Origin of the sequence: Chelativorans multitrophicus (genome assembly GCF_011317445.1) — a bacterium.
Classification (GTDB): Bacteria; Pseudomonadota; Alphaproteobacteria; order Rhizobiales; family Rhizobiaceae; genus Chelativorans; species Chelativorans multitrophicus.
On the sequence record NZ_JAAAPL010000005.1, the window covers coordinates 1 to 25,996 of the forward strand.

Consider the following 25,996-nt stretch of genomic DNA (forward strand, 5'->3'; position numbering starts at 1 on the left):
GACAGACCATTATGCGGGTTCGCGACGAGGGTTCACGATCCGTTCGACCTTAGCGTACGATTTTGCACTGCTCTTGTTCCGACCCCTACCTCGAGGTCGGAATCGGCCCGGATGCCGAGGTTTTCTCCAAGGCACAGGTGCTGTCATCCGTGGGGCCGGGGGCCGACATCGGCCTGCACCCTGTCTCGCGCTGGAACAACCCCGAGCCCGAGGTGGTGCTGGCCGTCGCCTCGTCCGGACGGATCGTTGGCGCCGCGCTGGGCAACGACGTCAACCTGCGCGATGTCGAGGGTCGCTCGGCGCTGCTGCTCAGCAAGGCGAAGGACAACAACGCCTCCAGCGCCATCGGCCCCATGATCCGGGTCTTCGACAGCGGCTTCTCGCTGGATGACGTGCGCCGGGCCGAGCTGACGCTGCAGGTCGACGGCACCGACGGCTATCGCCTGACCGGGCGCTCGGCGATGTCTGAGATCAGCCGCGACCCGGAAGATCTGGTGGCGCAGACCGTCGGCCGCCATCACCAATATCCCGACGGCTTCATGCTCTATCTTGGAACGCTGTTCGCGCCGACCGAGGACCGCGACGAGCCGGGGCAGGGCTTCACCCATAAGCTAGGCGACATAGTGTCGATCTCGGCGCCTGGCCTGGGCTGCCTGCGGAACACCGTGCGGCTGTCGACCGAATGCCCAGAGTGGTCCTTCGGCACGCGGGCGCTGATGTCGAACCTGGCCCGACGGGGGCTGCTTTAGTCCACCCCGACAGGCACCAGCGCGCCTCGGCTCTGAACCACTCGGGCGGCGACGCTCATCGCATCCCGCACCGCGTTGTCCAGCGCCTTGCCCTGCATCAGCGCTGCAAGGAAGGCGCCGGCGAAGCTGTCGCCGGCGGCGGTGCTGTCGACCGGCACCGCCGGCACGGGGTTCAGCCGCAGCCGCACCGGTCCGTCCACAGCCAGCACCGGCCCGGCGCCGTTCTTGACGACCACCGTGGCTGCGCCCGCTGCGGCATAGCGCTCCGCGGTGTCCTCAGGGTGCGCATCACCGAAGGCCTGGCTTTCCTCGCCGAAGCTGGGCAGCACGATATCGGCCACATCCGCGGCGCGCATTGTCCAGTAGCGAAGCTCCGCGTTGCCCCGCCAGAGCCGCGGCCGCATATTGGTGTCGAACGATATCGTCGCCCCAGCCGCGCGCGCCGCCGCGAGGCTGTCCAGCTGTCGCTTGGCACTTAATTGTAAGAATACGGTGGTTTCGTCCGGACTTGGCATTTTATTGTGAGAATCGTGGTGGCCGGATTCTCAAATTAACTGCATCTGAGAAGAGGCATTCGACCTGCGAGCTCGGGCTATCATGTTCTCGGTGGCGTCAGTGAATCTCACCCTGTTGTCACCCATCATGTGCCCACGCAGCATCCGGAGCATCTCCGGTCCGGCACGCTCGACGATGGCAACGCCGGCGAGCAGAGCCGGCCGCAGGTGGAGCGGCAGGATCGGTTTTGCAGGTGTGGGCAGGTTCTCCTGTCGCTCGGCGATGACATCGTCGAGATCGGGGATGACTGCGCCGAGCACCCGGAAACGCCAGAGGTCGTGCTCGCGGCATACAGGCGTTGGAACGCGTCGCATCAGGAGAAGCCGGGCAATGTCGGCTGGCGATGTCCAGGTTCCGATACCTCGTTCGGCTTCATCGTCGAGCAGCCTTTCGCCATGAACGGCCGCAACGCGATGTTGCCGGAAAGGGGAGGCGAGTTCGCGACCGCTGGCATCCCGGAGTTGGTTTCCACACAAAGCGCACGTAATGCGCCACCCCAGAAGCTGGCTACGCAGGATCGGCGCCGATTCCGCATGTCCCGGGCTGCAGCTCGTGCAGACCTGCGTTGGCCGCGTGGCGATGAACCGACGCGATGATTGCGCGACATTTATGAAGGTCATTCGACGCACCACGGCCGGTTCGGTGCCAAATATGTTGGCCAGGCGGATTTCCTGATCACTGCTCAGATGGAGATTGGCCGCGCGCAACGCTGAGGCCTCCGGCAGGCAATGCCGAAGCATGACAAGGGGAGGGACTGCGTAGAAGGCGGCATGGCGACTGATCCAGGAGGACAGGAGTTCATCATAATGGGGCGGCAAGCACACCGGCAACTGCCGTGGCGGCGGGTTTTCAATCATGCGAATGCCGCTTCGGCATCGAACTCCGGCTCCCAGTTCTCGACTGCTTCGTCGTTGATGTGCTCGCGGCCGCTCTCGATGGCTTCGACGGCCAGGCTGTTGATCACGTGGAAGATGCTGGCGGTGATACCCTCTGTGATCTGCAGGATCCGTCGCAGCGATTTCGGCGTAAGCACCGAGGGTCGACGCAGCGGCGTGTTACGCAGGATCGAGGCCACCAGGGTCTCGAACTGTTCGTTTGCAGCCCACCGACTCAAGGTGAACTGCTCGAACCGTCGCGCAAGCTGGACGTCACCACTGATGGCCTCCCGCGCCTCGTTGACGCCGAAGCAGACCAGGGAGATCTGCAGACGATTGCTGAGGAAGCGGAGCGTATTCAGGACGATACGTTGCTCGCGGTAAGATCCGGCGAGGATGTTGTGCACCTCGTCGATGACCAGCACCTGCACGCCGATCGCTTCCATGATCCGCAACGCCGCCTGTTCCATCTGGGCGATGTCGGCGCGAGGCCTTTGCGGCGCACCGAGAAGGGTAAGCAGTTCGGAGTAGAACCGTCGCTCGCCGGGACGGCTGGTCATTTCCATGGCCAGGACTGGTGTCTTTAACGTGCCTGTCAGCGGATTGAAGCTCGGCGGGTGCTCGTCCCGGAACCGCTTCATAATCATGGTCTTGCCCATGCCGCTGTCGCCATAGATCGCGACCGAGGGCATGCGCGTGCCTCGCGGATGGTCGAGGAGGCTACTCAGCCGGTCGAGCGCCTGCTTGGCGCGCGGGTAGAGAACCCAGCGGCGTGATCGTATCGCTCGAATGCGTCGCTCGTCAGTTTCGGCAAGCAGTGCTGCTGCACTGGCGGTCAGGTGGGAGACTTCATCGTTCATATTCACTCCAGCTCAATCTGTATCCTCAACAAAGGGTACAGGTTTGCTGGAGTCGACACCGCGGAGCGAGCCCCATCCGCGATCATCCACCTTCGATTTCGAAGAAGACTTGCCGCGGCGCGCCGCCGCCGTCTTTCTGGTCGCCGCGTCGACCAGTTCTCGCTGCGCCATCGCAGTGCGGACGATGGCGCGTGTGTCGACTTCACGGCGGCCTTTCGCCAGCAGGGTGCGTCGGGCGGTCAGCGCCTCGTGCAGGGTTACCGAGGGCAGGGTGACGTCGGCATAGCGGGCTTCCACGAAGTTTCCAGATGGCCGCCGAATGAAGATGCGCGCCAGGTCGCGCGGATCGTACTTCACAAGCACGCGGCGGTCAGAACGCCCGACGTCGGCGCTGAGCGCCGCCGACCAGTAGCGCAGGCCGAACAGATGAATCCCGGTCGGCCGCAAGGTGCGCTCCTGCTCAGGCAGGAAGGTCAGCCAGAAGCGAAGCCGATCCTGTGGCAGTCGAAGCGGGATCTCACCTTCGTGCTCCCGCCAGACCGCAATCGGCGGGCGGCCCAAGGAACTGTGGATCGACTGGTGGTAGGAGCCGACGATATCGAGCGCGATGTAGCGCTCGAGTTCCCTCAAAGTCAGCGCTGCGTGCCGCTTGGGGTTGTATTCGCCGAGCTCCTGTTCGTTGCTGAATGTTGTCCCGGGCAGCAGGTGCAGCCTTCCCATCTGCGTGCCGATCAGACGCTCGATGTGACCGCCGAAGCGCGGCTCGCTCGGCGGCCGCCATTCGATTGCCATACCAGCATCCTCACAACCTCTCTTGAATGCTCGACTTCGGAAGTCGGATCCGTTGTCGACGTGAACAGTGTCCGGCAGCCCAGCGACGGGCCACGGCTCCGTGACCTCGCGTTCCCGCAGCCAAGCCGATTTATCAAAGACGGAGTGTAGGAGGCACAGGCTCGTCGACAGACGGGATGGCACCTCCATCGTGAGATAAAACCCGGTCACCATGCGGCTGCAGACGTCCATCGCCAGTGTCAGCCACGGTCGACCGAGGGGCTGCCGGGTTTCCTCGTCGACGACGAAGACGTCGGCCTTCGTATGATCCATCTGGACGACTTCGAGGGGACGGGATGCACCGAACAACCCGGGAACAGGCGTCGTCGCCTTGACGATCTTTTGTTCGCCGCGGCGCCGGGCACGCTTCTGGAGGTCGATATCCTCAAGGCGGGCAACTATCGTCCGGCGATGCGGTGGCTTGAGCCCCGCCGATATGCAGTTTGTCTGCACGTCACGGACCAGCTGCGAAACTGTTGGCCGGGTTTGTTTCAGGTAGTGTGCGCTAATCGTCGCGCGGATGATCTCTTCGCGCTTCTCGCCCAGGGCACGATGACCCTCGGGGCGTCCCCGTTTGCGATCCACCAGAGACAGCACGGTACCGCCGGCGCGGAACAGCTTGACCAAGCGGTAAGCCGTAGCCTGGCTCAGGCCGAGCTCGGCCGCGAGCGCCGCAACATTTCCGGCCGTAGTGCGGCCGGGGTTGCGCCTCAGAAAGCCGCGGATCGCATCCGCACGCCGGCACGCTTCATCCCAAAGCGCCTCATCAATTTCGTCGGGAAATGGGTCGCTCACGGAGGCTCGCAAGTGAAAAACTCCGAAAGATAGATTCTCACATTAAATGGCAAACGCCAAGAGCGATTATCAAATTAACTGCCAATTCTCAAATTATGTGCCGGCCGAAGCATCTGGAATCGCTTGTATGGCATTCTCATAATTAAGTGCCAAGCGACACATGGCTTCGCGCCGTCCCTTGGCTGGAGAGTGCCGGAATCCTGCCGGCGAGCGCCGGTCCCGCACAATCGGGACCTGTCATCTATTACCGCGATCCGGACGGACAGCCCTTCTATTCCGCCGTGCCGAAGAAGACCGCCAACGGCCGGGATTTCCTCGCGGTTCATGCCGACGAGGACGTGAGCTTTGAGGAGAAGCCGGGGAACAAGGAAGTAGCAGCCGCACCCGCCAATGGTGGCGCGAAGCGCGTGCTGTACTACCGCAACCCGATGGGTTTGCCCGACACCTCGCCGACACCCAAGAAGGATTCGATGGGGATGGATTACATCCCCATTTACGAGGGTGAGGACGAGGATGGCTCTTCGGTTAAGGTCGCTCCGGGTAAGCTGCAGCGGACCGGCGTGAGGACGGAGGCCGCCACCGAAAGGGTGATCGTCAATCCGGTGCGCGTGCCGGGAACGGTGCAACTTGACGAGCGGCGCGTGACCGTCGTCGCAACACGCTCGGACGCTTTCATCAACACTGTCGCGAGCGTGACCACTGGCGATCGCATCGCCAAGGGCCAAGCCCTTCTTCAGCTCTATTCGCCCGAGGTCGCCGTGGCCGGTGCGCAGTTGCTGACCGTCCTCAACGGCAGCGGATTGAGCGATGGCCTCGGTGGCGCGCGTCAGCGGCTTGAAAATCTCGGTGTCCCTTCCGGGGCGATCGCTGAGATAGAGCGGACACGCAAGGTGCCGCTTTCGATGACATGGCGGGCACCCCGCGACGGCATCGTGCTTCAGCGGAATGCTGTGGAGGGGATGAAGGCCGCACCCGGCGATATCCTCTTTCGGCTTGCTGACGTATCGACCGTCTGGGTCGTGGCGGACGTGCCCGAGTACCAGCTCGCCGCGGTCAAGCTCGGGGCGGCCGCCACCATCCGGCTGCGCGGTCGGCCGGGCCAGAGCTTCACTGGCCACGTCGCTCTGATTTATCCGCAGGTCGCGACGGACACCCGCACGACGAAGGTGCGGATCGAAATCCCGAACCCGTACGGCACCCTGCTGCCGGATATGTATGCCGATGTCGAGATCGCCAGCGGCAGCGGCGCTGAGGTCGTGGCCGTTCCCGACAATGCGGTGATCGACACCGGAAGCCGGCAGGTCGTCATCGTGGACAAGGGCGACGGCCGCTTTGAGCCGCGGCAGGTTCAGGTTGGTCAGCAGGGCGGCGGATTCACCGAAATCCGCTCCGGCATCGCGGCCGGCGACAAGATCGTTGTTGCAGCGAACTTCCTGATCGATGCGGAAAGCAATCTCAAGGCCGCCTTGAACGGCATGACAAGCGCGGAGGCGACACCATGATCGCCCGATTGATCGCGTGGTCCGCACGCAACCTCATCCTGATCTTCGTCGGTACAGCCTTTGCGGTCGCGGCTGGCCTCTATGCCCTGAAGACGCTGCCGCTCGACGCCATTCCCGATCTCTCCGACGTGCAGGTCATCGTCTATACCGACTATCCTGGCCAGGCACCGCAGGTGGTCGAGGACCAGGTCACCTACCCGTTGACGACGGCAATGTTGACGGTGCCGAAGTCGAAGGTGGTGCGAGGTTTCTCCTTCTTCGGAGTCTCCTTGGTCTATGTGATCTTCGAGGACGGCACCGATCCCTATTGGGCAAGGAGCCGTGTTCTCGAATATCTCAACGCAGCGGCGCAACGCCTGCCACAGGGCGTGACCCCGGGGCTTGGGCCGGATGCGACCGGCGTCGGCTGGGTCTTTCAATATGCCGTCGTTGCGAAGGAGATGACGCTCGCCGAACTGCGCTCGCTGCAGGATTGGGTCGTGCGTTACGGCGCCTCCAAGGCGGAGGGGGTCGCAGAGGTCGCAAGCGTCGGCGGCTTTGTGAAGCAGTACAATATCGTCGTCGATCCACTGCGGCTGCGCGCCCAGGGCATTTCGCTGGCGATGGTCCGGGATGCGGTGCGGGCCAGCAATCGCGACGTCGGCGGCCGAACGCTTGAGCTCTCCGAGTTCGAGTTCATGGTACGGGGCCGCGGCTACATCAAGTCGCAAGCCGATATCGAGAACATCGTCCTCAAGAGTGCCCAGGGCGTGCCGCTGCGGCTGCGAGACGTGGCTCGCGTCGAGATCGGCCCCGACGAAAGGCGCGGCATCACCGAGCTCAACGGCGAGGGCGAAGTCGCGAGCGGGATCGTGCTGCAGCGCTTCGGCGCCAATGCGCTCACCGTGATCGATAATGTGAAGCAGCGTCTCGCCGAGACCGCCGGCAGCCTGCCGAAGGGCGCTGAGATCGTGCCGGTTTACGATCGCTCGCATCTGATCGAGGCGGCGATCGAAACGCTCAAGGGCACGCTCGTCGAGGAAAGCATCATCGTCGCGCTCGTGTGCGTCGTCTTCCTGCTGCATCTCCGCAGCGCCCTCGTCGCCATCCTGATGCTGCCGGTCGGCATCCTGATCGCCTTCGCGGCCATGAGGGCGATCGGCCTCGGCTCCAACATCATGAGCCTTGGCGGCATCGCGATTGCCGTCGGTGCCATGATCGACGCCGCGATCGTGATGATCGAGAATGCACACAAGCATCTCGAGCGGGCCGAACCAGGCAAATCGCGGGTACAGATCCTGATCGATGCGGCAAGCGAGGTCGGCCCGGCGCTGTTCTTCAGCCTGTTGATCATCACCGTCTCCTTCCTGCCGATCTTCACGCTGGAATCGCAGGAGGGCCGGCTGTTCGGTCCACTCGCCTTCACCAAGACCTTCGCCATGGCGGCGGCGGCGCTCCTGTCGGTGACGCTGGTGCCGGCGCTGATGGTAGTCTTCGTGCGCGGACGGATCATCCCGGAGCACAAGAACCCGATCAACCGCTTCCTGATCTGGATCTACCGCCCGGTGATCCGGGGCGTGCTCAAGGCCAAGACGCTGACGATCCTGCTGGCGCTCATCGTGCTCGGCGTTTCCGTCTGGCCGGCCCGTCAGCTCGGCTCAGAGTTCATGCCGAGCCTCAATGAAGGCACGCTGATGTACATGCCGACAACGTTGCCGGGGCTCTCGGTGACCAAGGCAGCGGAACTGCTGCAGATGCAGGACCGCATCATCAAGTCCTTCCCCGAAGTCGATTCCGTCTACGGCAAGGCCGGGCGTGCGGCGACGGCAACGGACCCGGCTCCGACCGAGATGTTCGAGACGATCATCAATCTGAAACCCAAGGATCAGTGGCGTCCAGGCGTGACCATCGACAGCCTCAAGGCTGAGATGGACAAGGCGCTGCAGTTCCCTGGCGTGTCGAACGCCTGGACGATGCCGATCCGCGCCCGCATCGACATGCTGTCGACCGGCATCCGCACACCCGTCGGCGTCAAGGTCTTCGGCACTGATCTGACCGAAATGGAGAAGATCGCGCGTCAGATCGAGGCGGCATTGAAAACCGTGCCGGGAACATCCAGCGCCTATGCCGAGCGCGTGATCGGCGGCTACTACCTCGACATCGTTCCAGACCGGGAAGCACTCGGCCGCTATGGGCTTGCCGTCGGCGACGTTCAGGACGTCATCGCGACCGCACTCGGCGGCGAGACGGTGACGACGACGGTCGAAGGCCGAGAGCGCTACGGGGTCAACATTCGTTATCCACGGGATCTGCGCTCGAACCCCAGGGCGATCGAGACGGATGTCCAGGTGCCGCTGCCCGGCGGCGGTGCGGTGCCGCTCGGCGAGGTAGCCAAGGTCGAACTCACGCGCGGCGCCACCTCGATCCGCACCGAGAACGGCCAGCTTGCGACCTATATCTTCGTCGACATCAGCGGCCGTGATCTTGGCGGTTATGTCGCTGATGCCCAAAGGGCGGTTGCGGAGCGGGTGACGCTGCCGCCCGGCTATACCGTCGGGTGGAGCGGCCAGTTCGAATATCTGCAACGTGCCGAAGCACGCATGAAGATCGTCGTGCCGGTCACGCTACTCATCATCTTCCTGCTGCTCTATCTGAACTTCAAGGCGCTGACCGAGACGCTGATCGTCATGCTGTCCTTGCCGTTCGCGCTGGTTGGCGGAGTCTGGCTGATGTGGTGGCTTGGCTTCAACATGTCGGTCGCGGTCGCCGTCGGCTTCATCGCGCTCGCAGGCGTCGCCGCCGAAACCGGCGTGGTCATGCTCATCTACCTTGAGCAAGCGATGGCTGAGCTGAAGGAAGAACGCGCCAAGCAGAAGCGGAGCTTCACCCGCGCTGATCTCTATGAGGCGATCATGCTCGGCGCAGTGGAGCGGGTTCGGCCGAAGATGATGACGGTCGTCGCCATCATGGCCGGCCTCGTTCCGATCCTGTGGAGCACGGGGACCGGGTCTGAGGTGATGCAGCGCATCGCTGTGCCGATGATCGGCGGCATGATCTCGTCGACCATCCTGACGCTGGTGGTGATCCCCGCCATCTACGGGCTGATCAAGGGATGGCGGCTGCCGGCGACGCCCTCCGCGGAGGTGATCGAGACAGAGTTCAAGTTGCCTCCTCTCAAGGAGGCCGCCGAATGAAAGGAGGCTGCCATGATGAACGACATGATGGGCAGCGGCATGATGTGGGGCATGGGCCTCGCGGGGATCGTCGGGATCATCCTGATTGCTCTCGTGATCGCGGCGCTCATCAAGTATCTGTTTTTCCGCTGACCAACGTGGTCGGGCCGAATATTTTTGCGTTACTTCGCGGGCGGCTGAAGGTTGCAAGCATCGGTGACGGCTTGTTTTTGGCACATTTTGGCGTCATCCTTCGGGTTGTCATGGAACGCTGGTCGGCTCGAAAGCTTGTCGCTGTGTTCCTCGCGGTCTTCGTCACCGTGGGGATGAGCCTGTCCGCCGTTCAGGCGAGCGGCATGTCGGCGCAAATGGCGATGGCCTCCGACATGACCGGCTCGGCACATGACGGTTGCCCTGGCTGTCCGAATGGCGGCGGCGATGATGGCATGAAGGCGATGGTGTGCGGTGTAGTGTGCGCCACTCCCGTTCTCGCGATGCTCCCGGAGGGAGCATCCATGCCGGCAGCTCAAAAAGCGGCCTCCTATCCGGCGCGCGACGCGTTTCTTCATGGAAGGCGAGCGCCGCCCGATCCTTACCCGCCGCGAACCACCGACATCGGCTGACGCTCCGGCCGTTGCAAGAAGCGACTGAGCCGGTCGAGCGAACGCGCCTGCGCGCCTTTCTCACGCGATAGCTCGCTGAGCGCAGACGCGTTCCGTCATCAACGATGATCGGAAGGATCGCATGTGACTACGCAATTCATTTGCCCTCTCTCGCGCCGGACCCTGCTCCAGGCGGGTGGCGGCCTCTTCTTGGCGATGGCTTGGCGGCAGCGGCCGGCCTGGGCCAACACGCCTGCCGAGCGCCGTATCGTGGCAGTTCCAGCCCGCGCACGCCTTGCCGGTGCTGATCATCCGGCAACCGATGTCTGGTCTTACGACGGCATGGTGCCCGGTCCGCTCGTTCGCCTGCGCCAAGGCGAGCCGGCACGCCTCATCATCGAGAACCGCCTTAATCAGGAGACCACTGTCCATTGGCACGGGATCAGATTGCCGAATCCCATGGATGGCGTCCCCGGCCTGACCCAGCCGCCGATCAAGCCGGGCGAGAGCTTCGCCTATGAGTTCACGCCGTCGGATGCAGGGACGTTCTGGTATCATCCACACGCCAACAGCCTCGAGCAACTCGGCCGCGGACTTGCGGGAGCCGTCATTGTCGAGGAGCGTGAGCCCGTCGCCGTCGATCGTGACCTTCTCTGGCTCCTGGCCGACTGGCGGCTGAACGCGCAGGGTGAGATCGCCGCCGGCTTCGGCAACCGCATGGAAGCGGCGATGTCCGGCCGGGTCGGTAACACCGTCACGCTCAACGGGAGCGTGTCGAAGGAGGTGCCGATGCGTGCCGGCGAGCGTGTCCGCCTGCGCCTCGTCAACGGCTCGCTCGCCCGCATCATGGCACTGCGCTTCGAGGGGCACCGGCCGGTGGTCGTGGCGGTCGACGGCCAGCCTTGCGAACCGCATGAGCCCAAGGGCGGCCGGATCCTGCTCGGCCCCGCCATGCGTATCGACGTCGCGCTCGACCTGCAGGGCGAGCCGGGGCGCCGTTATCGCGTCGTCGACGATTTCTACGAGGGCCTGGCTTATTGGGTGACCGAACTGGCCTACGACGAGAGGCCACCGATCAGGACGCATCCACTCGAGACGCCACTCAGCCTGCCGCGCAATCCCCTGCCGGAGCCTGACCTTGCCGATGCGGAGCGCCACGAGTTGACGCTCCAGGGCGGCATGATGGGTGGCGGCGGCATGGCCGGAATGGGCGGGATGATGGGCGGTGGCATGATGGGAGGAATGATGGGCATGGGCGGTGGAGCCGCCTGGGCCATCAACGGCATGTCGATGACCGGCGACGGTCACGCCGGCATGGAGCCAGCCCTGACGTTCCTCCGAGGGCGCAGCGTCGTGCTGAAGCTGCGCAACGAGACCGCCTGGTGGCACCCCATGCATCTGCACGGCCACAGCATGCTGGTGCTGAGCCGCAACGGCGCGTCTGTGCCTCATCGGCAGTGGCAGGACACGGTCCTGATGGCTCCCAGGGACACCGTTGAAGTTGCCTTCGTCGCCGACAATCCCGGCGACTGGATGCTGCATTGCCATGTCATGGACCACCAGATGTCCGGCCTGATGACCGTGCTGCGCGTGGCCTGAACTCGAACCTGATGAAGGAGATCATCGATGCAAAGACGAACTTTTCTGCTCGGAAGTGCCGCCATTCTGTTCCTGCCGATCCCGGCGACCGCGGACACAGGCATTCGTGCGACACTCTACAAGAACCCTCAATGCAGTTGCTGCGACGGCTATGCCGGCTACCTGCGGCAGAACGGCTTCCAGGTGGAGGTCAAGCCGACCAATGATCTGGCCGAGATTAGTCGCAAGGCCGGCGTACCGGCGGAGCTGGAAGGCTGCCACACGATGTTTATCGACAAATACGTGATCGACGGTCACGTGCCGGTCAACGTCGTTCGCAGGCTCCTCGCGGAGAAGCCCGCGATTGCCGGCATCACCCTGCCGGGCATGCCGATGGGCTCGCCTGGCATGGTCGGGACCAAGACCGAGAAATTCGTGATCTACGCCCTCACGAAGGATGGCAAAGCCCCGACCGTCTACGCGACGGAATGACCGGCGCGGGAGGTCGCTTCGATGACTGAGATCGCAACCACACATTCCCCCGGAGATGGCTGAACAGCCGGCGGGCGCGGTCACACGGCGACGCTTGCTCTTGGCTGCACCAGCCATCGGTTTTGGAGGGCTTGCGGCCCTATTCGCCACGCGGCTCGGAAGCGATATCCGAGCCAGCTTCCCTGGGCCCTGATCGGCAAGCCCGTTCCGATCTTCGATCTGCCGCCGGTCCAGGGCCGCACCCCTGTCGAGCGGCGACCTCCACGGTGAAGTCTCGCTCGTCAACGTCTTCGCGTCCTGGTGCGTCGCCTGCAGGGCCGAGCATCCGCTATTCTTGCGCCCTGCCCGGGACAAGACCGTGCCAATCCACGGACTGAACTTTTAGGGATCGGCCCGAAGACGCAGCCCTTTGGCTCGACAGTCTCGGCGACCCGTACACGCGCACCGGGGCCGACCGGGACGGCCGAGGTCCTGCTCGACTACGGAAAGGCTCATGGCCTCGACCCCGTGAACTGGGTGTTTCTAACAGCGGCGTCTGATCAGCCCGAGGAGCACACGCAAGATCGCAGAGGCCTTTGGGCTCAAGTTCACGCAAAGCGACGACGGCATGCAGACGGTTGCCCGGTTCGCGGACGGTGGCTCGCAGAACATTCGAACGGTCGTGTGGGCCATAGTTACCGAGACGAGAGCGACTAGTTGGACTTTCCGACGCGAAAGACATCAACGAAGGTGTCTTGCACAGCTCGGGCATCTCACCGGTTGAGGGTCTCTACTTTGTCCGACGGCCGTGGCAGCACAACCGCGCGTCGGCGCTGATTATGGGCGCAGGACCAGACGCAGAAGCCGTCCTTTGATCGCATCCTGGCCGAGCGAAATGGATGAACCGAGGTGCGTAATCGCGGCGCCTCGAAGAACCCAACCAAGATTCTGCTCGAGGTCATCATGAAGGTCAAAATCACGATACTTATTCGAGAACGGCGGGTTACCAGCCAAATCAACGTATTCGCGTGACAGGTGTGGTGCTGCATCGGTCCCGATCTCGGCCGCGCTGATCATAGGGTCATGAGCGGCTGTCGGCCTGTGCGTAACTGTCCAGATTGCATGACCCAAAAATAGGCGGCGAACAGCGCGGTTCGGTCGACTGCGGGTGGCGAGCGCTTCCGCCGCGGCGAACCCTGGTGCGTCTCCAGGAAATCCGCAAAGCGCTCGATCAGCTCCTCATGGCTGCCCGCTGCCACGATCATCCAGCGACGGCATGCGCCGGCCCCCTCCATGTCGTTCACAAGCCAGTCGGAAGGTTTCGCCGCCAGCGCCTCGAAGCAGCGAATGCGCGCGGCGCTCGACAGATTCGTGAGCGTCCTTCCCCAGCGGACATCGGCGGCGACCGGCGTGCGCAGCACGCGCGAGACGGCATCACTGGATTTCGCCGAGCCCTTTGCCGACTCCACCCGGCATATATCCACGATCACGCGTTCCAGCCGACGTGCAGCCGCCTTCACTGAGGCCTTCGGAGCAGCGCGCACGTCGAACCCGCATCGAGCGCAAAAATGCTGCGGGACCAGCTCGCTCTGCTCGAAGGTCGCGACGCCGGCGTGGCAGGCCGGGCATCGATCCCGAAGCCCGCAGCCATGCGCGAAACATGACACTCGCGATGACAGCCTCCACTCCCGCCGAAAATACGGCGTATCGTCAGCTGCAAGGCAATCTGGGCAATACTGCATCCAGGTCGAACGGTTCCGGTGCGCGTTGTCGCGCAGCGGCAGCAGGAGCGGGGCCATCGCGCAGCGGCTAATCGTCATCGCTTCGATCGCTTCCTGCCGAAGCCCCGTCTGGTCGGCAAGCAATCTTGCGACGTGACGCGGTAGCTTAAGGTCCAGGCGCGGCGACCACATTTTTTCGTCGAGCCCGAGGACGCCACGGAACGACCGCGGCGCGATGCCGTTCGCGAGCGCCACACGATGAAGCCAGCTCGAGAGCAGTTCGTCCGGGAGCGGCGCGACGGAAGCCGGCCAGCGGTCCCGCGCGACGTCAGCGTACCGCTCGCGGATCTCGATCGCGAAGCCCGCGCGTGCGGCTTCCTCCGTCACAGCAGGTCTTCGCGCACCGGCGCTCGGCGGCGCTTCGAGACCGGGACGTAGCGCAGCGCCGCGATGCTTGATTTCGTGATGCGCTCCTCGCCTGACCTCACCACCGCCGTGGCCGCTGCGGAGACGATCGCCACGATCTCGCCGATCAGCCCCTCCGAGAGCTGGAAGATCATTCGCGCCATAGGTTCATCCGAAAGGTTGGATGCGCGGGCAAGCGGGAGAGCACCCTCGAGGCTGTCGAGCAGCGAGAGAAACTCTTCGCCATATTGCCATCGCGGCACCGCGTGCAGGTCGAACCGGGTCGCCATTTCAGCTGTCTGGTTGACGAAGTCAAAGACGGCGACCTCGCCGATCAGAACCGGCGAGATGTCGAACTGGCGGCCAATCCTCCGAAGGAAGGCAAGCACAGCCTCGACGTCGCGCGCCCGGCCGCGCAGAGCATTGTGGAACTCATCGAAGATCAGGACCCTGGGCTTCAGCCTGTCGAGCAGATGATCGACCTGCTCTGCCTTGCGGCCGACGTCCCGGCTGCTGCCCGTCGGCGCGCGCAAGCCCTGCAGGATGCTTCCGTAGAAATGGGCGAGACCTGCGCCCTCGCGCGTCTGCACCACCCACACCCGCCGTTGCTCGACCGTTCTCAAATGGCCGACGGCGAACCGTTCGGCGATCATCGTCTTGCCGTTGGCATAGGGACCGACGAGCATCAGGCCACGGGTCCGCAGCGACGGCGGCCGCGATAGAAGCTCGGCAAGGCGTGCGTGCGCCTGCACCGCCACGTGGTGTCCGATCCATCGCGGCGCCTGGATATAGGCGATCCGCTCTTCCGTGCTGCGATCGAGGTGGGGACGAACATGATCGAGAAGGTGATCCGTCATCTCACCAATCCTCAATAGGCAGTCGGCGCTTCCGACGAACGGGATGATCGGCAGGCGCCGGCGTCGCCTGCCGCATCGCGTCATAGGGCTTGGGGGCGTCTGCGGCGTGAGACTTGCGCACGGCATTGCGCAGCTCGGCCTTCGACGGCTTCGTTCCGCCGGCAATCTCCGCGATCCGGCGGCGCAGCGTCACCTTCTCGACGTCCGTGCGCACATTCGCGGTGCGTCGCTGCAGCCGGTCAGCCTCGTGCTCCCACAACGTCATTGGAACAAGCATGCCGTCGCGCCTCGCCACAGATCGAAACTCGCTGGTTTCCGGGTCTCGGGCATAGATGTGGCTGATGTCGCGCGGATCGTATCGAAGCTCGAGCTTGCCCAGCCGATCTCGCTGCGGGACAAGCTCGCCCAGCCAGGGTGAGTAGTAGTCGAGCGCGAACATGCTGACGCCCTGCGGCGAGATGCGCCGCTCCGTTCGGGGCATGAATGCCAGCAGGACCCGCATGAGATCATCGTCGAAGCGTACTAGATCGCGCGCCTGCCGGTCCCACTCTGACGCTGGCAGCTTCAGGGTCCTCGCGTTTTGCTGCAGGTTGTGGTCGATCACCGCGAGCGCGACGCATCGCTCGACATCGGCGAAGCTCAGGCGCGCCCGCCGCTCTGCGGGATATTGGTCGCGGTCCGCCACGGAGCGACCCGTCGAGCCGGGCTGCGCTGCAAGAACCCCGTTGAGCTTCCCGAGCAGCCGTTCGACCACGCCGCCCTGGTGGACGCGGCCGCGATCCCGGTAGCGGATGCGGATGCCGTAGTCCTCGCACCCGCGCTGAAAGGCATTGCCTTTGAACTCCTTGGCGGAGTCGGTGACCAGCGAACGCGGTCGACCGAACATCGGCCACCTATGCTCGATGCCACGCGCGACCAGCCATTCGTCCTTCGGACACATCGCCTGCGCCAGGCACAACGCAACCGAGAGTGCCGACGGCTTTTCAAGCGTGAGGCAAAAACCCAGAATGCAGCGCGTCGCCACGTCGGTGACGATCGTGAGATATGCCCGCCCGACAAAGGTTCCGCCGCCCTCGACGACCTCGACGAAGTTGATGTCGGTCGGCGTGTGGTCGATCTGGCAGACATCCAGCGGATGTGCCGCGTGGATGTATCCGGGCTTGGCCCTGAGCCGATGGAGATGTTTCGGGTTCGCGGATCGCTTCTTCGCGATTTCCTCGGGTCCAAACAGTGCGGGTATTCGGCGGGCGACCGTCAGATAGGACGGAGGAGCGAGGCCCGCCTCCTCGCAACGCGCGCGGATCTCAGCCACGACCGGAGCGAGCGGCGGAGCCTCCAGCACCATCCACTGCTCTCGCAGTGTCGTTGCGATGATATCCTCGATGTCCTGCTGAAGGCGCTTCTTGCGTGTCCTGTCCGGACCGGGCAAGAGCGAAGTCACGGTCCGATCGACACGGTAGCGTGCCAGCAAATTGTAGACCTGCCTGGTCGAGAGGCGCAACTCGGCAACTGCCCGAACGATCGCCGCCCGCCGGGGACCCGAACCGTCTAGGATCTTGTCGAGCTCGCGCGCAGCGCGGCGCGCCGTCGCCCAAGCTTCTTCGGAAGGTGGCGCAGCCGGCGCCGGTTTCAGGCTGTGCAATCGGTTCGGCAAAATGAGAGGTCAGTGAAATCGTTAGCGAAAAATCAAGGCCATCATAGCGCCCAAACCTAAACAGCACATGACGGTCTCACGATTGAAATCGGGAAGTGAAAGCGACAGCCACCGAGGTTTTGGCCCGCCTCGACGAGCGGCTGGCGCGCTCTCCGGTGCGCGACGGCTTTGTCGAGCGTCAGCACTTTGCCGACGCGGCCGCCGCGCTTTGGCTCGAGGGCGAGCTTGTCCACCTTGAAGACCTCGTCCTTTTCGACGCTCATATGAACGTCCGCACGCCGACCCACGAGCTCACCCGCGCGCATGCCGTGCTCCGTGTCCGCCGCCAGATTTTTGGCCATGCTCCTGACTGGGCGCTCAGCCGCGACGGCCTGCGCCAACTCACCGGCCGTGGCGGCGGTGTGGCGCCACCGGAAAGCAGCCGGGAAGGGGAGGGGGCTGTTGGCCCTGAAGTGGAGGCCGGCGAACCGGATGAGGTCGGCGCGCCGGATCCGCTGACCGAAGAATTCGCAGCGATCGACGCGGTGCTCGCGCGTTCGACAAGTGCTGGAAGGCGGTGTGATGCCCGAGACTGAAAAGCCGGCCTCGGTGACCGGCCGGCAGCCGCAAAATGGCCTGGTCTACGATCTCGATTGGGACGAGGACGCGCGCCTGGCCGAATGGCAAGACGTGATTGCCGACAGGCGTGAGCTGCCCACGGTCCTGCGTGCCGCGATTCTGCTCGAGGCCTGGTCCGAGATCGATGTGCTGCAGCACGCCGCCTGGCTCGGGCCGCTGCTGGTCGCCGCGCTGCTGCGGCAGGAAGGGCCCGCGGCGGGCCATCTCGCGTGCCTGCATCTCGGCGCCAAAAACATTCCGCGGGAGCGGCGGCGGGCGCGGAGTCGAAGCGACCGACTATTGGCGTTTGTCGACGCCATCCAGGAAGCGGCGCTGGCTGGGCTGAAGGAGCACGATCGGCTCGTCCTGGCGAAAAGCCAGATGGAGCGGCGGCTGCGTGAGCGCCGTGCCAGCTCGAAACTCTCCGACCTGGTCGAACTCGTCCTCTCGCGGCCGATCGTCGCCACTGGGATGATACAGGAGACACTCAAGGTGTCGAAGCAGGGCGCGCTTAACCTCGTCGGCGAGCTCAGCCTGCGCGAGATGACGGGACGGGGGAGATTTCGGGCGTGGGGTATTTTGTGATCGCCCCTCGTCAGCTTAGGTTCGCCGACTTTACGAAATTATCGAACTTGACGAACTTGCAACGTGCCTCCACATTGGTGGAAACAGGAGGTTGTCGTCATGGCCGCTCCAAAGCGCAGCAATCACAATATGACCGCGTCACATGCGAGAGCAACCACTATGGCCTTTACCACGAAACTTCCGTCGCAGTCGGACTTCAAGAAGGTGTTGCTCGAGCGATATCAGGAAGCGATCGCACGCAGCCGCAAGATCGGCCATCGCGTATCGTTCCGGGTGGAGGTTGATCCGGCCGCCGGAGCGCAGACGATCACGCCAGTCGAGGAACAGCCGGTCGCTTCGGATGACGCGTTTCCCGTCGAGGACGCGCGCAAGCCTGATGCTGAACTTGAAGCGGCGCTTGCCGAGGCGCGCGAGCGCGGCCGCAAGCGTGTCGCCGAGATTGTCGCCGGCGAGGACATGCTGAGTGCAGACGCCTTTGCCGAGCTGCTCGGCACGTCGCGCGTGACGGTCAACGCCAAGCGGCAAAGCGGGCAGGTTCTCGGGATCGATGGCGCCAAGCGCGGCTTCCGCTTTCCCGTCTGGCAGCTCGACAAGGATGGCCGGCCGTTCGCGGCATTGCCGGCGCTCCATGCAACGTTGGGTAACAGCGCCTGGGCGGTCTATCGATTTCTGGTGTCGCGCCACGGTGCGCTCGATGGGCGGACGGGACTCCGAGCCCTTCAGCAAGGCGCCGATGCTGCGGTGTTGGCTGCGGCGGAGGGTATGGCCAGGGGCGATTTCGACTGAATGCCCGGCGTTCCACCTCCTGTCGATTTCGGGCGCGCAAGGCTCGAAATCGAGACCATCCCGCCGGGCCAGACATTCGGACGGATCTATTGGAGCACCTATCCTGATCCCCTCGGATACGGGAAATCGCCAAGTCGCTTCAGCGATCCTCGGCGCCGCGTCGCTGTCAACCGTTTTGGCGTTCTTTACCTCGGGGACTCCGTGAAGGTGTGTTTTCTCGAGGCCGTGCTCCGTGACCGGCGGGAAGGATTTGTCGACGATCTTCCGATCGATGAGGTGGAGCTGACACAACGGCGCTATGCGGAGATCACGACCACAGCGGAACTTCGCCTTGTCGACCTCAGAGGCGACAAAGCCGTCAGAATGGGCGTCCCGACCGACGTCGTCGGGGCACAGCGCCAGAGCTTGGCTCGCCGGTGGTCGGTGGCGTTTTACGAGCACCCATCTCAGCCTGACGGCATCATTTACCCCTCGCGCCTCAATGGCGCGACCAATCTCGCCATCTACGATCGCGCAACACCGAAGATTCAGGCGAAGCGCGTCATGACGCTTCTCGGCGCGCCAGGGTTGGCCAAGGTTCTCGATGCTTTCAGAGTAGGATTAATGTGAAATCCAGTTTTGTTTTATACCGCCTGGTGCCGATAGCGATGAAAACCAAGCTAACGCTGCAGTTCTCCGGAATGAAGCGTCGCCCCTGACCCCTGACCGTGCCAAGGCGAAATAGGCGTGGCCTGCGCCCCGTCTGAGCAATAGGCCGCTCTCGTTTCGATGAAAATTCTTCCTAGTCCATGATCGAATAGCGCCGGATTAACGGTCAGATTCGGCTGCGATCTTCCACGCTCCGTCGTCTGCCATCTTCTCAGCGAGCCGCTGCATCACACACAGCATCTCGACCAGACGGACGCCGTCGATCGGGCGGATGTGCATGGTCGGACGTCGGGTGGCGACGAGCTTCTGCATGTCGTAATCGAACTCGGAGCGGTTGATGAAAACGTCGCCGAACACTTCGTCCCAGTTCTTGGTGCTGAGGATGATCCCAGCAAGCTCGCCCAGCTCGACGAACTCGATCAGCGGTGCGAACGCCTCACCACGCTCCATTGCAGCCTTGCGTATGGCCTTCGCTTTACCGATCAGGTTCGACGCTCGCGTCTTGAACCAGTAGGGGCCGAACCGCTCTTCGAGCTTCCGGCTGATATAGGCACGCAGCTCCTGCTCAAAACAATCAAGCGCGGCATACGCATCCTTGCGGGTGCCCCGCGACCGCACGGTCATCGAGACTTCACCTAACGTTACCACTGCGACGGCGTTCGCTCCGGAACGCAGACCGGCGGTGAGACCGCTCTCGACCATAATCTCTAGCGCCACGCCGGGCGTCGCTTCGATCAGCCCACTATCGACCTCCGCCTCGCGATACATGCGTTTTCGCACTCGCGCATCGCGCCAGAAACTCCCTGGAAGGTCGGGCCGGCTGCGCCACTCGCCGAATAGCGAATGATAGGCGTCAAGCCGCAGGCTGCTGCGCGGATCAAATGCTTCGCTGATGCCAGCGAGCGCCGACATTTTGAGACGCGTCGCCGCAAGGTCGGCCTCGTACCTGGCGTTGAGACCAAGCATCGCGCTCATCCTCACTTGGTCCGCTGCGATCGCCCCGCTAAAATTCTGCGTGATCGCCTCGCGCATGCTATCGACCGCCTTGCCGAGGTCACCGCCGAGCAGGCCGGCAAGGTAAGACCTGTCGACCTTCCCAATCGCGCTCGCCCACTGCCCGGTCTTGGCCATGACGCCGATCGGCCCGGCAAGCGAGGCGACCAGCGACTTTTGAATGGCGCGCTGCTGCTCCTCGAAATGCCTCACCGCCGATGCAACGCCGCCGAATGGATGCATCGCCTCTTCCAGCGATTTCTGCGCGCTCTGCATGGCGTGGCCGAGTGCCGGATCGATCTTGAGCGGTTGAATTCCCTGCATCGCCTTGATGACCGACGGATCGATCGATGGCATGATCGCGCCGAGCGAGGCGAGCTTCGCATGCTCGATTGCGATCGGCTGGATCGCCACGAGTTTGGCTGCGAGGCCGGCCGGCGGCTCAAGCGCAGTTCGCATTGCCGCGATGCGCGCGGTGTCGAAGGTCGGTCCCAGCCCGAGAGCGACCTGTTTGGCGAGCTGCTGCATGGATGAATTGGCGAACTCGCGTGCAAGCTTCGCCGCAGGACTCTCAAGATAGTCCCGCGCCATTTTCACCGCCGGCGATTCAAGATAGTCGCGCATGAGACGTTCAGTGGCGACGTTACGCTGGCCACGCGCAATCTCCTCGGTGGCCGTCAGTGGTTCACCCCGCGCGATCTTGGAGGGTCTATTATTGGGGAGCTTACCGCTCGCGCTGTCGTCTTCTTCGTCCATAACGTTGGGTTTGTTCGATCGCGCTTCAATAGGCGCCGTGTGCCACCTAACCATATATACTCACGACCGTCCGATTTCTCATCGGGCTCAAGGCAGCCGTATCCAAGATCCGCAAATCTGACCGCTGGTTGCCTTTTCTGCGCCGGCCTCGCTAGAGGCCCTGAACAGCCCTCCCTCGAGCGTGGGGCTTTAGCCAAAGCCCGAGCGTTAAGGCCTCGTGACGGTTGAAAAATGTCTCGAATCCGAACAGATGCGGATCACCATTGCGATCAGGCAAGATAATCTCGCTTTGGCCGAGACTTCCGCCGCTCTGCGAACCGCAGTAGCCGGCAATTGCCGCGAACAAGTCCGTTTCCTTGAGGCCGCCGAAACGCTCGCGGAAGGGTGGCGATTCCACACAGTAGCGGCATGGGTTCGCGGCATCAAAATCAGCTTTGCGCCGAGCTGGATGCGGGTGGCCAGTAACCAAGGCGACAATCGGCCGACCGCCATGCGCCTGCTCGACAAACCGCCAGAGCGTCGACGTCATCGTATTGCCGAACGCCTTGCTCAGGTTCCGCACGAGGCCCAGACTTGGCGCCGAGGCGGTCGCCTCCGCGGCGAAGCGCTCGGCGAGGAACAGGATCTGACCCGCCGCGTAGTTCGCTTCCGCCTCCATGACCTCATGGCAGGCTGGCGTCAGCGTCTGCTCGGTGTCGCCCAGCATCATCCCCACGTGCCATGGGATGATGTCGTGGCCGATCTCGTGCGCCTCGTTCCAGCGATGTTTCAGGGCCGGTAGATCCTGGTCGAGCAGAATCCGCTTCTGGTCCGGCAAGTACAAGGCCTTCAGACTCAGGCTGCGCACAGCGTCGCGCAGGATCGTTGGACGCAGCAAAACCTGACGGCCGGCGACCTTCATGCGCGAGAGAGTCTCGCGCAGAAGGCTGTCGTCCGTGGTGCTGTAGTAGCCGCGATCGAGCTTCAGCAAATCCCGGACGATGCGCAAGTCAAGGGGCGGCTCAGAGTTGCCCAAGCCCCGCAGGACCTTGGCAACCTGTCCATCGATATCGGCGATCGTGCGATGTCCGAGACTGACGTTTCTCACTTCACTCGCTTGGGTTCCTGCTCGCTCAGGACAGCGACGAACGCTTCGAGTGCTGAGCTTTCCTCTGGGGTCAGCTTCTGCACGGCCTCGGAGCGCGCGGCGAATCTTACAGCTTCCTGTCGAAAGCCAGCATCGTTCGCCGCCGCCAATCCGGCAAGCTGCATCAATCGCCGCTGCGATACCTCGAAGGTCTCCGCCAGCTTGAATACGGTCCGGGGCTCCGGAACGTAGTGGACGTCGTCCTCGATCACGAGCAACTCGCTTGCATCGAGGTCGGCCGCCTGAGCCAGTTGCTCCATCGAGAAGCCACGGCGGCGGCGCATCAGATTCACGAACTTGCCGAAGGCGATACGGGTTTCCTCAACTACTGCGCTCTGCGCGCCCGATGGGCGCTCGTCCGCTGCCGGGTCGAACGCGAGCAGGCCGGCGCCGATGACGGCGTCGCCTTCACGACGTGCCCGAGCAATCCACCACTCTTTGCTGCGTTCAAGTTTCATCGTTCTCACTCCTCTTCGAGGAACGCGCGAGCCTGCTCGAGGGTCATCTCGAAGTATCTCAGGTTCTGATATGCCGGGTCCTGTCCAAGATCGGTCATCCCGATCTTGCGGTAGAAGGCATCCGCTTGGGGCAGCGAATGAAGCCCGAGCCGACCCTTGAAGCCCTCATCGATGCTCAACACGGTGGCGGCCGTTATCAGGGCCGAACCAACGCCGCGCAGTCGCGGCGCTGCTCCAAGCTCCGGTCGATTCCAAGGCGCCACCTCAAGGTAGTCAAGGTAAACCAGCGGTTTGCCGACCTGGCTCGGCTCCCGGCTCGCCTTCGTCAGGTTGACTTGGGCCAGGCCTTGCGTCTCGCCACGGGCGACAACGCTGAAACCGCGAAAGGCCAACAGTCCCTGCACTCGAGCCGTTTTCTGCGCCCAATTCCAGTGCCAGCTTTGCGGCCACTGTGACATAGGCACGCCCTTGCGGGCGAGTTCCTGGAGCACCGCCAGCAAGGCGGGCTGCCATTTCGTCTGCCAATCGTCGAGCTGCGCCTGTTCGATCGCATCACGCAGTTCAGCTTCGACACTCTCCCCGGTCGCGACGTCGAGAAGATAGATCGTCGAGACATCGACCGTCATAGAAGCATCAGCTCCGCCTTCTCCTTCGTCGCCTCGTTCTCGAACAGGAGCTTCTCGCCCTTTTCGACCCGAGCATCGATCGTCTGATAGAGGCGCAGGGCCTGCCGGAGCACGGCGGTCTTTGTGATGTCTTTCCGGACTGACAGTTCGTCCAGAACCCGCATCTCGGCGTCGGTGAGGTTCAGCGTCATCGTCCGCTTCGCCGTCATCTCATCCTCCGTCGTTGAACACAGCATATAGAGAATCAAAGGATTTTTGTCAACGGTGAATAGCCAATTTTATGCCACTTGAATAGCTAAATTTTAGCCATTATATCATGATCCCAACACGCCGCCGCCCTTGGGGCCGCCGGCCAACAGGAGTGGGATATGGGACGGCAGCATGTCGGTCATGATGAGATCGCCGCCTTCGCGCAGGACAAGGTGAACCTGCCGAAAGACAAAGCGGATGAGTATCGGGCGCAGGCCCGGCGCCTTCGCGAGAAGCTGGAGGGCTATCTCAGCGAACATCCGGACTTCACGCTGAAGAAGATGCTGCTTTCGGGCAGTCTCGCGAAGGGCACGGCGCTTCGCTCCCTCAACGACATCGACGTAGCCTGCTATATTAGCGGTGCCGACGCGCCCAAGGATGTGCAGGCGCTGCTCGACTATCTGGCCGAGCGGCTGCGCAAGGCGTTTCCGAATTTCAGCCCCGACCAGGTGCAGCCGCAGACCTACTCTGTCACGGTCTCCTTCCGCGGGACAGGGCTCGATGTCGACGTAGTGCCGATCCTCTATGACGGCGACGCGCAATGGTACGGAAACCTCGTCAGCCAGGATGACGGCTCATTTCTAAAGACGAGCATTCCGCTCCATCTGGATTTCGCCGCCAAGCGCAAGCGCACACAGGAGAAGCATTTCGCGCAGGTGGTCCGACTCGCGAAGTTCTGGGCCCGGCGCATGAAGCAGGAGCGCGACGGCTTCCGCTTCAAGTCCTTCATGATCGAGATGGTTCTCGCCAAGCTCTGCGACGACGGCCTGGATTTCTCTGACTACCCGGAGGCGCTCCAGCACTTCTTCACCTACATCGCCCGAACCGATTTCCGGCAGCGCATCGTGTTCAGCGACTATTACCCCGCCTCGTCGGTGAGCACGTTCTCCGACACGGTGCAGATCATCGATCCGGTGAATGCCGCCAACAACGTTGCACGACTCTATACTGCGGCAAACGCCGACGCCATTGTCGAGGCGGCACTCGATGCCGGGGACGCTATCGACGCGGCGCTTGCCGCCCCCAACAAACAGTTGACCGTCGCCTATTGGCAGAAGGTCTTCGGTTCCTCCTTCCAGGTGTGAGGTCGATCCATGTCCACGAGCTACAGCTACTCGGAGAGTGCGACCTTCACGGTCACCCATGCGCGGCACATGGCCGCCAAGGTCGCAACCGACCTGAAGCGCATGCAGCGCTTCTACGGCAGCCCCTCCGACGCGGAGATTGCGGAATTTGAAACCGAGGCCACAGAAATGCTCAAGGCCGGCTATCTCGAGACCGTCACTTACGGTTTCAAGAGGAACGGCAATTGGATCGAACCGACGCTGCGGTACACTGCTCGCGATCTCGCCGGCGCAGCGGCCAATGACGACGATCCTGGCCGTGTACGACCGGGGGCCAACATTACAGGCGCCTCCTTCTACAGCTACATGACCTACACGTCCGCCTGGTTCCAACTGACCGAGGCCGAGCGTGCTGCCTTCAAAGGAAGACTTCCCTTTTCCCGCGGTGGAGCTCCCGAGCCGGGTATCTCGGGCTATCTCGCCAATGACCGCACCTATTCGGCCGGTGGTCGAGCCCTCGACCGCGCCTGCGTCAGGAGCTTCTGATGAACACCAAGCCCACCCTCGACGAACTTTTTGAGCGTCGCATCACCTATCCCGACTTCGAACCACAGGCGCGGCTCGCCCGGCTTGTGGGTCTCGATGACCAGAAGGGTCGCCTCGCCAAGATCCTTGGCCTTCTCGTCAATCCGGCAGGTCTTACGGACTGGGCGAAGCGGCACCATCCCGGCGCCCAGGCGCTCCTCGACACGGTTCTGCGCCGACCTCCGCTGGTCGTACTCGCCGGCGACGTCGGCTCGGGCAAGACGGAACTCGCCGAGACGATTGGCGATGCAGTGGCGCGGCAGGAGAAAATCGACATTACCCTGCTGCCACTGAGTCTTTCGACACGCGGCCAGGGCCGAGTCGGCGAGATGACACAGCTGCTCTCCGCCGCCTTCGACTACACGGTGGCCGAGGCGACCAAGCTCAAGTCCACCTCCGGCAAGGCGCGCGGGGCCGTGATCCTTCTCGTCGACGAGGCCGACGCACTCGCCCAGTCGCGCGAGGCGGCGCAGATGCACCACGAGGACAGGGCCGGTGTGAATGCGTTCATCCGCGGCATCGACCGCATCGCCAACGACAAGCTCCCGGCCGCAGTACTGATGTGCACAAATCGCCTGAACGCGCTCGACCCGGCGGTGCGGAGGCGTGCGGCTGACGTGCTTAGCTTCGCTCGTCCTGGCGAGGAGCAGCGCTGCTTCGTGCTGTCGAGCCGCCTAGAGCCCATTGGTCTCGGCCGCGATCATATCGACGCTCTCGTCACTGCCACCGGGCCGCAGCGCGGTACGCGGGACTACGGCTTCACCTTCTCAGATTTGACCCAACGGCTGCTGCCGGCAATCGTTCTGGACGCCTATCCCTCCCGCGCCGTGGATGGCGTACGTGCCGTTGAGATCGCGCGTGGCATGATCCCAACGCCCCCGTTCCGGGGCGGTGAGGCGACTGCATGAGGACGTGA

General features: G+C 63.4%; 25 protein-coding genes and 1 pseudogene. 13 read left to right on the plus strand and 13 right to left on the minus strand.

Translation table 11 applies throughout. The features are described from left to right. Positions 1-86 precede the first annotated feature (86 nt). A pseudogene (locus GNP00_RS19565) lies at positions 87-749 on the plus strand (fumarylacetoacetate hydrolase family protein); the annotation flags it as partial. Here GNP00_RS19565 and GNP00_RS19570 read toward each other — a convergent pair. The 4 genes from GNP00_RS19570 to GNP00_RS19585 are packed head-to-tail and all read right to left on the minus strand — an operon-like array spanning position 746 to position 4,665. Then, a complete protein-coding gene (locus GNP00_RS19570; protein WP_246263734.1) occupies positions 746-1,264 on the minus strand; it encodes a PfkB family carbohydrate kinase in 519 nt (172 codons plus the stop codon). The pseudogene GNP00_RS19565 and the gene GNP00_RS19570 sit on opposite strands and share 4 nt — an antisense overlap. Before the next feature lie 30 nt (positions 1,265-1,294). After that, a complete protein-coding gene (locus GNP00_RS19575) occupies positions 1,295-2,161 on the minus strand; it encodes a TniQ family protein (RefSeq protein ID WP_011578677.1) in 867 nt (288 codons plus the stop codon). After that, positions 2,158-3,039: a TniB family NTP-binding protein gene (locus GNP00_RS19580; RefSeq protein ID WP_011578678.1), complete on the minus strand. Its 882-nt coding sequence runs from the start codon at positions 3,037-3,039 to the stop codon at positions 2,158-2,160. Before GNP00_RS19580 ends, GNP00_RS19575 begins: the two co-directional genes overlap by 4 nt. A 12-nt stretch (positions 3,040-3,051) precedes the next feature. Beyond that, positions 3,052-4,665, minus strand: coding sequence for a Mu transposase C-terminal domain-containing protein (locus GNP00_RS19585; protein WP_041544166.1), 1,614 nt, complete (start codon positions 4,663-4,665; stop codon positions 3,052-3,054). Between the two features lie 146 nt (positions 4,666-4,811). On the opposite strand from GNP00_RS19585, the gene GNP00_RS19590 reads away from it, so the two are divergent. The 5 genes from GNP00_RS19590 (at position 4,812) to GNP00_RS19610 (ending at position 11,991) form a co-directional block, all read left to right on the plus strand. Continuing rightward, positions 4,812-6,167: an efflux RND transporter periplasmic adaptor subunit gene (locus GNP00_RS19590; protein ID WP_011578827.1), complete on the plus strand. Its 1,356-nt coding sequence runs from the start codon at positions 4,812-4,814 to the stop codon at positions 6,165-6,167. Then, positions 6,164-9,340, plus strand: a complete 3,177-nt coding sequence (locus GNP00_RS19595) for an efflux RND transporter permease subunit (RefSeq protein WP_011578828.1) — start codon at positions 6,164-6,166, stop codon at positions 9,338-9,340. The genes GNP00_RS19590 and GNP00_RS19595 overlap by 4 nt, the downstream gene beginning before the upstream one ends. A 203-nt stretch (positions 9,341-9,543) precedes the next feature. Continuing rightward, on the plus strand, positions 9,544-9,942 hold the full coding sequence (locus tag GNP00_RS19600) for a hypothetical protein (protein WP_246263735.1): 399 nt from the start codon (positions 9,544-9,546) through the stop codon (positions 9,940-9,942). A 195-nt stretch (positions 9,943-10,137) separates the two neighbouring features. Next, on the plus strand, positions 10,138-11,520 hold the full coding sequence (locus GNP00_RS19605; RefSeq protein WP_011578830.1) for a multicopper oxidase family protein: 1,383 nt from the start codon (positions 10,138-10,140) through the stop codon (positions 11,518-11,520). A gap of 27 nt (positions 11,521-11,547) precedes the next feature. After that, positions 11,548-11,991, plus strand: coding sequence for a DUF411 domain-containing protein (locus tag GNP00_RS19610; protein ID WP_011578831.1), 444 nt, complete (start codon positions 11,548-11,550; stop codon positions 11,989-11,991). An 816-nt stretch (positions 11,992-12,807) separates the two neighbouring features. Here GNP00_RS19610 and GNP00_RS19615 read toward each other — a convergent pair. The 4 genes from GNP00_RS19615 to GNP00_RS19630 are packed head-to-tail and all read right to left on the minus strand — an operon-like array spanning position 12,808 to position 16,586. Next, complete coding sequence (locus GNP00_RS19615; protein ID WP_011578832.1) at positions 12,808-13,047, minus strand: hypothetical protein; 240 nt, start codon at positions 13,045-13,047, stop codon at positions 12,808-12,810. Continuing rightward, positions 13,044-14,078 (minus strand): TniQ family protein, encoded by a 1,035-nt coding sequence (locus GNP00_RS19620; protein WP_011578833.1) that lies wholly within the window; start codon positions 14,076-14,078, stop codon positions 13,044-13,046. The genes GNP00_RS19615 and GNP00_RS19620 overlap by 4 nt, the downstream gene beginning before the upstream one ends. Beyond that, the gene (locus GNP00_RS19625; protein ID WP_166016242.1) at positions 14,075-14,953 is read right to left on the minus strand and encodes a TniB family NTP-binding protein; all 879 of its coding nucleotides are present in this window, start codon (positions 14,951-14,953) and stop codon (positions 14,075-14,077) included. The genes GNP00_RS19620 and GNP00_RS19625 overlap by 4 nt, the downstream gene beginning before the upstream one ends. Position 14,954: 1 nt before the next feature. Beyond that, the gene (locus GNP00_RS19630; RefSeq protein WP_041544279.1) at positions 14,955-16,586 is read right to left on the minus strand and encodes a Mu transposase C-terminal domain-containing protein; all 1,632 of its coding nucleotides are present in this window, start codon (positions 16,584-16,586) and stop codon (positions 14,955-14,957) included. A 116-nt stretch (positions 16,587-16,702) separates the two neighbouring features. Here GNP00_RS19630 and GNP00_RS23445 point away from each other — a divergent pair, with 116 nt between their 5' ends. The 4 genes from GNP00_RS23445 (at position 16,703) to GNP00_RS19645 (ending at position 19,184) form a co-directional block, all read left to right on the plus strand. Next, positions 16,703-17,182, plus strand: a complete 480-nt coding sequence (locus tag GNP00_RS23445) for a hypothetical protein (protein ID WP_011578836.1) — start codon at positions 16,703-16,705, stop codon at positions 17,180-17,182. Beyond that, a complete protein-coding gene (locus GNP00_RS23450; protein ID WP_011578837.1) occupies positions 17,169-17,789 on the plus strand; it encodes an RHE_PE00001 family protein in 621 nt (206 codons plus the stop codon). The genes GNP00_RS23445 and GNP00_RS23450 overlap by 14 nt, the downstream gene beginning before the upstream one ends. A 129-nt stretch (positions 17,790-17,918) precedes the next feature. Beyond that, positions 17,919-18,575 (plus strand): hypothetical protein, encoded by a 657-nt coding sequence (locus tag GNP00_RS19640; protein WP_041544280.1) that lies wholly within the window; start codon positions 17,919-17,921, stop codon positions 18,573-18,575. Beyond that, entirely contained in the window at positions 18,576-19,184 is a 609-nt protein-coding gene (locus GNP00_RS19645; protein ID WP_011578839.1) for an RES family NAD+ phosphorylase, read from the plus strand. A gap of 198 nt (positions 19,185-19,382) precedes the next feature. Here the strand turns inward: GNP00_RS19645 and GNP00_RS19650 are convergent, their stop codons facing one another. From GNP00_RS19650 to GNP00_RS19670, 5 genes are all read right to left on the minus strand, one after another. Continuing rightward, positions 19,383-20,972, minus strand: a complete 1,590-nt coding sequence (locus GNP00_RS19650) for a Swt1 family HEPN domain-containing protein (protein ID WP_041544192.1) — start codon at positions 20,970-20,972, stop codon at positions 19,383-19,385. A 151-nt stretch (positions 20,973-21,123) separates the two neighbouring features. Beyond that, positions 21,124-22,059, minus strand: a complete 936-nt coding sequence (locus tag GNP00_RS19655) for an ImmA/IrrE family metallo-endopeptidase (RefSeq protein ID WP_011578841.1) — start codon at positions 22,057-22,059, stop codon at positions 21,124-21,126. After that, positions 22,056-22,556: a helix-turn-helix domain-containing protein gene (locus tag GNP00_RS19660; RefSeq protein ID WP_011578842.1), complete on the minus strand. Its 501-nt coding sequence runs from the start codon at positions 22,554-22,556 to the stop codon at positions 22,056-22,058. The genes GNP00_RS19655 and GNP00_RS19660 overlap by 4 nt, the downstream gene beginning before the upstream one ends. A 5-nt stretch (positions 22,557-22,561) precedes the next feature. Continuing rightward, a complete protein-coding gene (locus tag GNP00_RS19665) occupies positions 22,562-23,182 on the minus strand; it encodes a GNAT family N-acetyltransferase (RefSeq protein ID WP_011578843.1) in 621 nt (206 codons plus the stop codon). Continuing rightward, positions 23,179-23,391 carry a hypothetical protein gene (locus GNP00_RS19670; RefSeq protein WP_011578844.1) on the minus strand — a complete coding sequence of 71 codons (213 nt, stop codon included), beginning with the start codon at positions 23,389-23,391 and terminating at the stop codon, positions 23,179-23,181. Before GNP00_RS19670 ends, GNP00_RS19665 begins: the two co-directional genes overlap by 4 nt. Before the next feature lie 159 nt (positions 23,392-23,550). On the opposite strand from GNP00_RS19670, the gene GNP00_RS19675 reads away from it, so the two are divergent. The 3 genes from GNP00_RS19675 to GNP00_RS19685 are packed head-to-tail and all read left to right on the plus strand — an operon-like array spanning position 23,551 to position 25,988. Further along, positions 23,551-24,516 carry a CBASS oligonucleotide cyclase gene (locus GNP00_RS19675; RefSeq protein ID WP_011578845.1) on the plus strand — a complete coding sequence of 322 codons (966 nt, stop codon included), beginning with the start codon at positions 23,551-23,553 and terminating at the stop codon, positions 24,514-24,516. A 9-nt stretch (positions 24,517-24,525) separates the two neighbouring features. Further along, complete coding sequence (locus tag GNP00_RS19680) at positions 24,526-25,041, plus strand: HORMA-1 domain-containing protein (RefSeq protein WP_011578846.1); 516 nt, start codon at positions 24,526-24,528, stop codon at positions 25,039-25,041. Then, complete coding sequence (locus tag GNP00_RS19685; protein ID WP_011578847.1) at positions 25,041-25,988, plus strand: AAA family ATPase; 948 nt, start codon at positions 25,041-25,043, stop codon at positions 25,986-25,988. The genes GNP00_RS19680 and GNP00_RS19685 overlap by 1 nt, the downstream gene beginning before the upstream one ends. Positions 25,989-25,996 lie beyond the last annotated feature (8 nt).

Coding starts and splice junctions, on each gene's coding strand:
- GNP00_RS19665 (WP_011578843.1), bottom strand. CDS start 23,182: ATGACGGTCGATGTCTCGACGATCTATCTTCTCGACGTCGCGACCGGG.
- GNP00_RS19685 (WP_011578847.1), top strand. CDS start 25,041: ATGAACACCAAGCCCACCCTCGACGAACTTTTTGAGCGTCGCATCACC.
- GNP00_RS19610 (WP_011578831.1), top strand. CDS start 11,548: ATGCAAAGACGAACTTTTCTGCTCGGAAGTGCCGCCATTCTGTTCCTG.
- GNP00_RS19640 (WP_041544280.1), top strand. CDS start 17,919: ATGACCGCGTCACATGCGAGAGCAACCACTATGGCCTTTACCACGAAA.
- GNP00_RS19670 (WP_011578844.1), bottom strand. CDS start 23,391: ATGACGGCGAAGCGGACGATGACGCTGAACCTCACCGACGCCGAGATG.
- GNP00_RS19615 (WP_011578832.1), bottom strand. CDS start 13,047: ATGATCAGCGCGGCCGAGATCGGGACCGATGCAGCACCACACCTGTCA.
- GNP00_RS19575 (WP_011578677.1), bottom strand. CDS start 2,161: ATGATTGAAAACCCGCCGCCACGGCAGTTGCCGGTGTGCTTGCCGCCC.
- GNP00_RS19570 (WP_246263734.1), bottom strand. CDS start 1,264: ATGCCAAGTCCGGACGAAACCACCGTATTCTTACAATTAAGTGCCAAG.
- GNP00_RS19580 (WP_011578678.1), bottom strand. CDS start 3,039: ATGAACGATGAAGTCTCCCACCTGACCGCCAGTGCAGCAGCACTGCTT.
- GNP00_RS19675 (WP_011578845.1), top strand. CDS start 23,551: ATGGGACGGCAGCATGTCGGTCATGATGAGATCGCCGCCTTCGCGCAG.
- GNP00_RS19680 (WP_011578846.1), top strand. CDS start 24,526: ATGTCCACGAGCTACAGCTACTCGGAGAGTGCGACCTTCACGGTCACC.
- GNP00_RS19625 (WP_166016242.1), bottom strand. CDS start 14,953: ATGACGGATCACCTTCTCGATCATGTTCGTCCCCACCTCGATCGCAGC.
- GNP00_RS19650 (WP_041544192.1), bottom strand. CDS start 20,972: ATGGACGAAGAAGACGACAGCGCGAGCGGTAAGCTCCCCAATAATAGA.
- GNP00_RS19595 (WP_011578828.1), top strand. CDS start 6,164: ATGATCGCCCGATTGATCGCGTGGTCCGCACGCAACCTCATCCTGATC.
- GNP00_RS23450 (WP_011578837.1), top strand. CDS start 17,169: ATGCCCGAGACTGAAAAGCCGGCCTCGGTGACCGGCCGGCAGCCGCAA.
- GNP00_RS19660 (WP_011578842.1), bottom strand. CDS start 22,556: ATGAAACTTGAACGCAGCAAAGAGTGGTGGATTGCTCGGGCACGTCGT.
- GNP00_RS19605 (WP_011578830.1), top strand. CDS start 10,138: ATGGCTTGGCGGCAGCGGCCGGCCTGGGCCAACACGCCTGCCGAGCGC.
- GNP00_RS19645 (WP_011578839.1), top strand. CDS start 18,576: ATGCCCGGCGTTCCACCTCCTGTCGATTTCGGGCGCGCAAGGCTCGAA.